Raw genomic sequence first — 10,748 nt, 5'->3', positions numbered from 1 at the left:
TACGCAGTAACTATTAGATCGGACAGGTAAGCGATGAAAAAAATCTACCTCAATGAAGATCAGCTTATACAGGATTCATTTCGTCTGGGTGTTCAGATATTTGAGTCAGGTTTTCGCCCAACCTTTATCGTCGGTCTCTGGCGCGGTGGCAGTGCTGTCGGTATTTATGTGCAGGAGTGTTTGCAGACTCTGGGTATTGAAACCGATCACATTTCGGTTCGAACGTCTTATAAAGGATTGCCCAGCTATGAATCCATGGTCAGCGAACCGGAATCCATTCGGGTGCATGGCACGCAGTATCTGATCGAAAATTTAAACGCAGACGATGCGCTACTGATCGTAGACGATGTATACAGTACGGGTTTAAGTATTGAGTCGACAATAAACCGGTTACGAAAACAACTGAAAAAAAACTGCCCTGCAGACATCCGTATTGCCACTTTGTATCAGCGTAATGGTTATCAACGGACACAAACAACGCCACACTATGTATTACATGCCACCGATGACTGGTTAGTGTTTCCGTATGAACTTCAAGGGTTGAGTGCCGAAGAGATTAAAGAAAACAAACCGGGCTTGCATGCGGTGTTGCAGGGCAAGTGAAGCGGTCAGCAGTCGATCCATCCGGTGCCAGTTATGAGTAATTTTCACGAACGCGCGAACTTGAGCGTCGATTTCGGTGTTCATTGTTTACTGACATAGCTGTCATCAGTGCTCCAGCAATAAAAAGTTGTGAGGCTGTTCATGCTTTTAGCAAGGAAGTTGAGAATCTTTTAAGAACTGATAGCCCGTTCTGATTTGATCTGACGAAACCAGTTACCTTAAGCACTCAATCAATATAAGGACTGATGAGTGAAATCATTTAAAACCCTTCTGGGCAGCATAATGGCTGCTTTTTTTCCGTTACTGGCCATGGCCGATTTTGGGCTGACCACCACGCAGCAGTATTTTGATGTGGATACGGGAGCAGGGCTGACGTTTAAGATCCGGCGTTTGGATAATGGCGTCAGTGTTCAATCCGCAGGCGATATTGCCTCACTGAAATTCAATGGTGTTGAGTATCAGAATCAATCACGGGGTTCACAGGTAAACTCCGGTTTTGACTGGCTTTATTCGGGGGTAAGTGCAGTAACCGTGGATGCCCGAGTCGTTGAAAACCAATTTGTGGTGGTTACCGTCAAGGCAGGGGATTTAACGCACTACTATATGGCACGCAATGGTTATCCGCATATTTACATGGCAACCTATTTCACCACAGAGCCAAATATTCATGGACACGTCCGCTACATTCTGCGGCTCAATGCGAATCTGTTGCCGAACGGTCCTGAACCTTCGAATATCAGCCGTACCGTTTCTACCGTGGAAGCGTCTGACATTTTCGCGTTGCCAAATGGGGAAACCCGGTCCAAACATTACTCCAATATGCGCTTGAAAGACTGGCAGTTTATCGGCGCTACGGGCAGCAATGTGGGCATGTGGGTTGTGCGTGGCAATCAGGAAGGCGGATCAGGTGGACCATTCTACCGTAGTTTATTGAACCAAGGTGGTGGCGATCAGGAAATAACTTACATTGTGAATTATGGTCAAACACAGACGGAAGCATTTCGGACACACATCTTAAACGACTATACCTTTGTGGTGACGGATGGCTCAGAACCGGGAGCGGTTGATACGTCTTGGTTTTCCAAGCTGGATTTACTCGGGTATATGGCGCCATCGGAACGAGGTAAGGTCGCTATGGTGGCTATTCATGGTCGCGACAGTGCGTCGGAATACACCGTTGGGTTTGCTAACGAGACGGCCCAGTACTGGACGACGCCAGACAGCGCAACCGGCTATTTTAAAAGCCCGGATATGCGTCCGGGTGAATACACTATGACACTCTACAAAAACGAGTTGTCGGTATTGGCGAGACAGGTGACAGTGGTTGCCGGTGAAACGACTATTTTGAATTCGCACACCATTGAGCACGATCCAGACACCGACGCAGCCGTCTGGCGAATTGGCACCTGGGACGGTTCGCCGACAGAATTTCTGAACGGTGACAAACTGACAATTATGCATCCGTCTGACTCTCGGATCGAATCTTGGGGCTCCGGTCTTTTTACCATTGGCGAGAATGTTGACGCAGATTTCCCTGCTTATTTTTGGAAAGACATCAATAACCAATATCGGATTCAGTTCAAATTAACTGAGGCTGAACGGCAACAAAATCGCATTTTAAGAATCGGTATTACCTGTGCCTTTTCCGGTGGTAGAGCGCGGATAAAAGTGAATGGCTGGCAGTCGGACATTAAAGCGGCATCGGTACAACCCAAGACACGATCACTGACGACGGGTTCCTACCGTTGTAACAATACAACGTTCACTTATGCCATTCCGGCCAGTGCCTGGCAGGCGGATGCTGAGGCATGGAATGTCCTGACATTAGAGGTGATCAGTGGCAGTGGCGGCCAACAGTTTTTGTCGCCTGCGTTCAGCGTCGACGCCATCGATTTATTGGCAACAGAAGCCGATGAGGTGGACGAACCGCCCGTGACGGATGAACCGGAAGTTCCTGAAGTACCGGACGACCCAGAAGATGATTCTTCTAACGATGGCAATGGAAACGACAGCGACTCGGCTGCCGATGATGAACAGAAAGACGAGACTGAGGTTATTAACGTGTCGATTGGTGCCGTGCCGTTTCCTCTTGTCTTCTTATTGACGATGTTGCTCCTGCCCGGAAGAGTCGCAGCACGCTTTATGGGTGTAAACCGACGTTAATCGGTTGATGTTCCGCTCAGCATTACAGGCCTTGCCCTGATTCGTCTTCGCCGCGATTCAGGGCTTGGCGGATCATTGACTGGAAGGGATCGCTTCCAACGGCACCAGACACTCCTGACCGGCTGCGCATTTTACGATGGTCCAGCGTCGGGTCATGGTGCGTAAGGTGCCGTCTTCATAGACTGGATAGCCGAACAACTTATCAGCCGTTTCCTTATCGGGATAGATCGATGGATCTTCTTTTATATCGTCGTCGATAAACGGCAACGACGCAGGAACGGCGTTCGCGTACCACACGTAGTTGGTGATACCGGCAATGTTTTTTGGATCCATTAAAGCATTCACAAACTCATGCGCCAATCGGGTGTTATCCTTACTGGTAATAACAACCGGGTCGAACCAAACAAAGGTGCCTTCTTTGGGAATGATGTACTCCAGATTCTGTCCGTTGTTTGACTCTTCCGCTTCAAAAATTGCCTGATAGATATCACCCGAATATCCAACCACGACACACAGTTGGCCATCGCGGAAGGGTTCCATATATGTCTCGGAAGTAAAGCTACGTACGAATGGAGATACCTGGCTGAGGAGTCCTTCGGCTGTGCGAAAGTCGGTGCGAGATGTAGATTGAGGATCCCGACCAGAGTAGTTTAGGCCCAGAGGCAGCATCTCAATTTCGCTGTCTAACCACGAAATACCGCAGGCTTGAAGTTTCTGTGCGTACTGCGGATCAAATATCAGCGCCCAACTCGGCGGCACTTCATCCACCCCGAGTACGGTTTTAACTTTGTCGACATTTACACCCAACCCGGTAGTGCCCCACAGGTAGGGTAGTGCAAATTGATTACCTGGGTCGTATGTTGAAAGGCGCTGCAATTGGGTGGGATCGATTTGCTTCAGGTTAGGCAACCAAGTTTTATTTAGCGGGATTGTTAGGCCGCGGTCGATCATGGTTGGCATTGAGTCGATGGGTGGAAACACCACATCGAACTGTGTTTCGCTGAGGAAAAACTGGAAATCAAACTGATCGACATCCTCATAGGTTACGTAGTCGACCTCGACATTAAACTGCTGTGAAAACTGGATCAGAAACGCTTCGTCAATGTAGTCTGACCAGTTTAATACCCGTAACGTCGCTGCACCCGCCAACTGGCCCAGCATCAGCAAATTGATAATTAGCACTCTCATGATGGTGGTTCTCTTTATAAGTTGTTATCAAGCATAGTCTAATATTCGCGGAGGTGGGGCTTTCAGCGAAAGGCACTTGATTTAGCGTAATCGGCATGGAGATTTACATTTCGAGAGTACCTACGGTCTGGTTTAGCTGTGCATCCCTCGTCATACAAAACCAATCAGATCAGACGATTCGTTTATAGTTCTGAATGAAAGAATCTTTCGGAGGTTTTTCATTCCAAGGGGCGATCCCCTTGATCCGGCCTTCACCAGAGGTGAAGTCGTTAAAATCGAATCGAAGCCCATTGGGGCTTCGCTATTAATCGATTTTACCCCCCCTTTTGTCGCCCGCTTTGGTACTCTTCCTGAATTGACACGAACTTTGAACGGTCGCTTGAGCGTGCGTCCCTGCACGCGCGGCGCTTACAAGGGCTTCCCTGCCCTTGAATCCGTTGCGACGTGTCAATGTAGTCAGCCAAAGCAGATGCGACGGAGCGGTTATTTACACCATGGTCGGCAATGGCTTTCGATTAGTAGGTCAAAAGATGGTTTGACAGAAATCGATTTTAGAAATAATCGCTAAAATGGCGATTCATACGGCTGTTTCACCACCTTTTTTTAGCGACCACACGAAGCATTTCTCGTCTCACGGGTTGGTCAAGCAGGGATGCTTGAACAAGTGAGCACAAATCGTCGAACCGGCGCAGCCCTTGACGGAGAAAATCTCCCAACGAAAAAAGGTCGCTAAATGAAGAAAATGCCGAAAATATAAACTACATCTGCTTAAGCAATTACCATTCGGCTTTCAGCCGAAAACTTTCAATAGGTTCGATTCAAACGTTCTTCCATATAAATCTGAGTGGTGACGGGCTCGTAATGAATGTCAGGGTTGAGTGCCGTACAACCGGGTATCGTTTCAATGAGTTGGTTTCGGTTGGGCGTACAAAAAAAGGCTATGGAATATCGAGATTTTTTGCGGCTTTTCTCGGGTTGCCGAACGCGATGAGGATTCGAGGAAATCACGTTATTCGTCCAGCGTTGCATCAGATCGCCGGTATTAACAACAACGGTGCCAGGAATTGACGGCGCAGTCACCCATTCGCCGGATTTTTTTTTAACTTCTAAACCGCCAACGTCGTCCTGAAATAACAGCGTGATGCTGCCGTAGTCCGTATGCGCACCGGCGCGGTTTTCTCCATCCTGTAACACCACATCGTCTGGAATCGGCGGATAGTGCAACAGGCGGAACGTATGTTCCTGCTGATCATGCGCGCGCACGAAAAATTCTTCATCAATGTGCAGAGAAAGCGCCAACGCGCGTAATACCTGATTCGCCGTGTCGGTGCATAAGCGGATAAATAGCTGTTGCTGTTCTTTAAATTCGGCAAGCCCGGTTGGCCATTTGTTTTTGGCCGGGTGCGATGGGTCTTGCTCTTGCCATTGTGTTCCAAGGTTAAACGCTTCTTTTAAGTCACTTTTCTGGGTTGGGTCCAATGTCTCTCGTTTCACCGCAATGTAGCCTCGGTTGCTCGCGGCGTTTTGCCAGGCGAGAGCATTTTTCTCGGACGCAGGTAATTGGAAAAACGTGTGCGCAGCACGAAAGGCTTTGGTGACTTCGGCGTCGGCGATACCCACATTACTCAGGTAAAAAAATCCAATCTGTTGACTGGCTTGAAGAATGTCGTCAGCGACACGCTGACGATCTGTTCCATTGAGGAACGCACTGAAATCGATAACGGGTACGGTAAGCATAGTATTCATCTCTTGCCAAACGCGGGCGTTGCACTCGCATTTGGGTTTGTTTTAAGGGCATCTCTAGAAAGTCCATCTGACTCTGGATTTAAGAACGGACTTCGGGCGAGGCGAAAATTTGCAAACCTAGCGGGCTAAGTTAAGAATTTTCAACAATGCCATAAGTTCGTTCTTAACTCCCCGCAGGGCGCGGGTTAACAACGCACAAAACATCGTTAAACACTTTGAAAAGGACTCGTCATTCCCTTCAGTGTTTGCCTTGTTTTGCACGTTGTTAGCACACGCGCAGAGATCGACGGACTTTTTAGAGATGCCCTTAAGGATGTTTTATTCCAGCTTGCCTTCCACACCGGCGACGTAATAGTTCATACCCAGCAGATCGCCGTCACTCATGACTTCACCTTCCGCCAGCACAGACTCCCCAGCCTGATTCGTTAAAGGTCCGGTGAACGGGTGCATCTCTCCAGATGCGATCTTCGCTTTCAGGGCTTCGACTTCGGCAATAACGTCAGCGGGAACCGAGGCATTGATGGGCGCAATGTTTGTCATGTTGGAGGCGATACCCTCCCAGGTGTCCGTCGACGACCAAGTGCCATCCATCACTGCTTGTACACGACTCACGTAATAGTCATTCCAGTTGTGTACCGCAGCCGTCAGGTGTGACTTAGGACCATAGGCACTCATATCCGAATGGTAACCCACGGCGTAGACACCCGCTTCTTCTGCTGCTTGAACCGCCGCCGGTGAATCTGTGTGGAAGGTGATCACGTCAACATTCTGGTTGATCATGGTCTCGGCTGCCTCACGTTCTTTGGATGGATCGAACCAGGTATTCACCCAGATGACCTTCACTTTGATGTCAGGGTTGACCGATTGCGCACCGAGAGTGAACGCATTAATGCCGCGAATCACCTCAGGAATCGGAAACGCGCCGATATAGCCAATGGTGTCGGTTTTCGTCATACGACCTGCCACCACACCAGACAGATAACGTCCTTCGTAGATGCGGTCAAAGTATGTTGCTACGTTGGTGTCGCGTTTATAGCCGGACGCGTGTTCAAATTTTACGTTCGGGAATTTTTTGGCCACCTTCAACGTCGCGTTCATGTAGCCGAAAGACGTGGTAAAAATCAAATCGTGTCCACTCTTGGCCAATTGCGTTAATACGCGTTCCGCATCCGCGCCTTCGGGCACGTTTTCAACAAAGGTGGTTTCAACCTTATCGCCGAACACGGCTTCTAAGTTTTTACGGCCTTCGTCATGCTGATAGGTCCACCCGGCTTCGCCGGTTGGGCTGACGTAGATGAAGCCGACCTTAACGGGGTCTGCGGCTAATGCCGAGGTTGCGGCGGTTAATCCCAGGGCTAAGCCCAGTGTGGTGATCGCTTTTTTCATAATACTCTCTCTTGCTGTGACCAGTGGTGACTGATTAGTGTGTTTTGTGCCACGGCTTGCCTAACGCCATTGGCTCAAACTGTTTCAACCGTTCGATGTTTTTACTGAGAAACACCAGAACGACGATGGTGGCAACGTAAGGCAGCGTTGCCAGTAAATTGGATGAAATGGACAGACCAAAGCCCTGCAAAACCAAATGCATAATGCTGGCAAAACCAAACAGGTATGCGCCGAGCATGATGCGTCCGACTCGCCAGCTGGCGAAAACGACCAGAGCCAAGGCAATCCAGCCGCGCCCCGCCGTCATGTTTTCGGTCCATAACGGCGTGTAGGCCAGACTCAGATAGCCGCCGGCAAGTCCGGCCATAGCGCCCCCAAACATGATCGACAGATAGCGGATTTTCAGAACCGGTAAGCCTAGGTTGCTGCCTACAGTAGGGTTCTCGCCAGCGGCGCGAACTTTCAATCCGCCTCGACCTTGTTTGAAAAACAGATAAATGGCGATAAACAGAATCCAGCTGAAATACACCATGGCATCCTGGGCAAACAAGGGGCGGCCAATGAGGGGAATGGTTTCCACAAAACCAACCGCTAAGGTTGGCAGTGCGGTAATGGTTTTGCCCTCAAAGCTGGCACCGATAAAGGCCGACAAACCGGTACCGAAAATGGTCAGTGCCAGTCCCGTGGCCACCTGATTGGCGTTGAGTGTGACGGCGACAAAGCCGAACACCAATGACATGGCAATGCCCGCGCAAGCCGCCATCGCAAAACCCAGATAAACATTGCCGGAATAGAACGCGGCGATGAATCCGACCACCGCACCCATTAACATCATGCCTTCCTGGCCGAGGTTCAGTACGCCGCTTTTTTCACAGACCAACTCACCAAGGGCGACGAGCAACAGCGGCGTTCCGGTGCGGATGGTGAGGTACAAAATATTCGTAAGAAGATCCAAATCCATCAGGCGGCTCCGGCTTTCATCGGGTTAGATGCCCAGCGGATGCGATAGCGAATCAACACATCACTGGACAGTAGGAAAAACAGGATCAGCCCCTGAAAAACACCGGTAATGGCGTTGGGCAGACCCAGAAATATCTGCGACATTTCGCCGCCCATGTAAATCAGTGCCATCAGCAATCCGGCTAACGTGATGCCGACAGGGTGCAAGCGCCCGAGAAAGGCGACGATGATGGCGGAATAACCGTAGCCGGGGGAGATGTGTGGCACCAACTGGCCGATCGGCCCGGCTACTTCACCCGCACCGGCCAGCCCTGCGAGTCCACCGCAGATCAACAGCACCGTCAGCACCAATTTGGTTTTATTGAACCCTGCCATTTTGGCCGCGGCCTGATCCTGACCCATGACCTGAATCTGAAACCCAATAAACGAACGGCTGATGAAGACCCAGGTAGCGGCCAGTGCCAGCAGCGAAAAGGCCAATCCCAGATGCAGGCGGGTGCCCTCAAACAGAATGGGCAATAGGGTACTGTCTCCAAACAGCGCGCTTTCCGGAAAGTTAAAACCATGGGGGTCTTTTAACGGACCGTGCACGCTGTAGAGTAATAAATTCAACGCGATGTAGTTCATCATGATGGTGCTGAGCGTTTCGTTGGTGTTCATTTTCAGTTTCAGAAAAGCCACGATGCCAGCCCACACCATGCCACCAGCAACGCCAGCCAACATGGTGATTGGCATGGCCAGCCACGCGTCGGAGTCGACAAACTGCACGGCGATTACCGACGCAAAAATGCCGCCCATCAGTAACTGGCCTTCGGCACCGATGTTCCAAACCGCAGCGCGATAACACAAAGCGAGACCGTAAGCACACAGCAAAATGGGTACCGCTTTAACAAACAGTTCTGTTATGCCATACCAGTCAGCAATTGGGCTGATAAAGTAAATATGTAAGGCTTCCAGCGGTGCTTGCCCAAGCGCCGCGAACAAAAACGCGCCGGTAATGAGGGTTAATAAGACGGCGGTGACCGGTGAGGCGTAGGTCCAGAAGCCGGAAATTGCCGGACGGGGTTCGAGTCGGATCATCAGGCAGCGACCTCCTGCGCATCCGCGGCAAAATCGCCCGCCATCCATTGTCCGAGCTGCGCCAGCGGTAAGTCATCGGTTGCAACAAAGGGTGATACCTGACCATCGCAGATCGCCCCGAGCCGATCACAGATGTTATACAGCTCGTCCAAATCTTCTGAGATGACCAGCACCGCGCAGCCTTGTTCGCGCAGCGCAAAAATGGTGTTGTGAATCGCCACCTGGGCGCCGATGTCCACACCCCAGGTGGGGTGTGCCATGATCAGCAACTTGGGTGCCTGTTCAACCTCGCGGCCGATAATGAATTTCTGCAAATTTCCGCCCGATAAACTGCTGGCCGCGGCCAGTTCGTTGGGGGTTTTAACCTTGTACGTCTGAATGATGCGTTTTGCCAGTTTGGTCACTGACGGAAAATGGATGAACCCTTTCTTGAGCAAACCAGAGTCAAAACTGGTCAGCAGGGTGTTCTCCGCCAGACTCATTTCTGGAACCGCACCGCGACCGAGCCGGTCTTCGGGAACAAACGCCATGCCCAAGCGTCGGCGTTGCATGGGCGACAGGGCATCCACGGCGGTACCAGCGAACCAGATGGACTCAGAGCCATAGGGTTGCTCACCGGATAACGCTTTTAACAACTCTTCCTGGCCGTTTCCGGCTACGCCAGCAATACCGACAATCTCGCCCTGTTTGACAGAGAAATTCACGTTCTTCAACGCAATCTCGAAGGTATCGGCAGCGGTCGTGGACAATTGCCGGACTTGCAGGAAGTCAGCGCCACCGATAGCCCGTTTGGCGTTGTGCGTTATCGGTGTGTCTTCACCCACCATCATGCGGGCAATGCTCGCCGGGGTTTCCTGTTTGGGCTCACAATTCCCCGACACTTTGCCGTGCCGCAAAATGGTGGCGGATTCGCACAGGGCGGTGACCTCGTGGAGTTTGTGACTGATAAACAGGATGGAGCACCCCTCTTTGCTGAGCAGGCGCAGAGTCTCAAAAAGACGCTCGACTTCCTGTGGTGTCAGCACGGAGGTCGGTTCGTCCAGAATCAGTAACTGGATATCGAGCAACAAACAACGAACGATCTCTACCCGTTGTTTTTCACCGGTGGACAATGACGCGATTCGACGGTCCGGGTCCAGCGGCATCCCGTACTTTTCCGAGGTTTCACGGATGCGCGTCGCCAATGTGGCGGAATTTCCCGCCTGATTGCCCAACGCCAGTTCAATGTTTTCACGCACGGTCAGCGTTTCAAATAAGGAGAAATGCTGGAATACCATGCCGATGCCCAAGGCGCGCGCATCCGCTGGGTTGGCCAGGCGAATTTCTTTACCATTCCAGATAATCGTGCCGGTATCCGGTTTGGTCACCCCATACAGAATTTTCATTAATGTGCTTTTCCCAGCTCCGTTTTCGCCGAGCAGGGCGTGTATCTCGCTGTGGCGAATCGATAATGCGACCTGGTCGTTTGCGACCGTCCCCGGGTAGGTCTTGGTAATGCCGATCATTTCCAGTCGTTTCGTGTTATCCACCGTTACCACCTGTGTTTTATCGTTACGGCTACTTTATTTAGCGTCATTCGGTGTTATTCTTAGTGAGCTGACCAAGCGGTCAGATTCTGGTAC

The 10,748-nt window shown here is 50.8% G+C and carries 8 protein-coding genes; 2 read left to right on the top strand and 6 right to left on the bottom strand.

Annotated elements, in window-relative coordinates; genetic code table 11:
- Positions 1-33 precede the first annotated feature (33 nt).
- Together IYN85_RS14935 and IYN85_RS14930 are read left to right on the top strand one after the other, a co-directional pair.
- Positions 34-603, top strand: coding sequence for a phosphoribosyltransferase (locus IYN85_RS14935; RefSeq protein ID WP_196159698.1), 570 nt, complete (start codon positions 34-36; stop codon positions 601-603).
- A 249-nt stretch (positions 604-852) separates the two neighbouring features.
- A complete protein-coding gene (locus IYN85_RS14930; protein WP_370592210.1) occupies positions 853-2,766 on the top strand; it encodes a rhamnogalacturonan lyase B N-terminal domain-containing protein in 1,914 nt (637 codons plus the stop codon).
- A 72-nt stretch (positions 2,767-2,838) separates the two neighbouring features.
- Here IYN85_RS14930 and IYN85_RS14925 read toward each other — a convergent pair whose 3' ends face one another.
- The 6 genes from IYN85_RS14925 to IYN85_RS14900 form a co-directional block, all read right to left on the bottom strand.
- A complete protein-coding gene (locus IYN85_RS14925; RefSeq protein ID WP_196159697.1) occupies positions 2,839-3,954 on the bottom strand; it encodes an extracellular solute-binding protein in 1,116 nt (371 codons plus the stop codon).
- Between the two features lie 804 nt (positions 3,955-4,758).
- The gene (locus tag IYN85_RS14920) at positions 4,759-5,691 is read right to left on the bottom strand and encodes an isopenicillin N synthase family oxygenase (protein ID WP_196159696.1); all 933 of its coding nucleotides are present in this window, start codon (positions 5,689-5,691) and stop codon (positions 4,759-4,761) included.
- Positions 5,692-6,018: 327 nt separating this feature from the next.
- Positions 6,019-7,086, bottom strand: a complete 1,068-nt coding sequence (locus tag IYN85_RS14915) for a BMP family ABC transporter substrate-binding protein (RefSeq protein WP_196159695.1) — start codon at positions 7,084-7,086, stop codon at positions 6,019-6,021.
- Positions 7,087-7,120: 34 nt separating this feature from the next.
- Positions 7,121-8,047 carry an ABC transporter permease gene (locus IYN85_RS14910; protein WP_196159694.1) on the bottom strand — a complete coding sequence of 309 codons (927 nt, stop codon included), beginning with the start codon at positions 8,045-8,047 and terminating at the stop codon, positions 7,121-7,123.
- Positions 8,047-9,126 carry an ABC transporter permease gene (locus IYN85_RS14905; RefSeq protein ID WP_230390746.1) on the bottom strand — a complete coding sequence of 360 codons (1,080 nt, stop codon included), beginning with the start codon at positions 9,124-9,126 and terminating at the stop codon, positions 8,047-8,049. The genes IYN85_RS14910 and IYN85_RS14905 overlap by 1 nt, the downstream gene beginning before the upstream one ends.
- Entirely contained in the window at positions 9,126-10,655 is a 1,530-nt protein-coding gene (locus IYN85_RS14900; RefSeq protein WP_370592209.1) for an ABC transporter ATP-binding protein, read from the bottom strand. The genes IYN85_RS14905 and IYN85_RS14900 overlap by 1 nt, the downstream gene beginning before the upstream one ends.
- Positions 10,656-10,748 lie beyond the last annotated feature (93 nt).

Origin of the sequence: Reinekea sp. G2M2-21 (assembly GCF_015687175.1) — a bacterium.
Lineage (GTDB): Bacteria > Pseudomonadota > Gammaproteobacteria > Pseudomonadales > Natronospirillaceae > Reinekea.
This window is presented reverse-complemented; position numbering and strand designations above follow the sequence as displayed.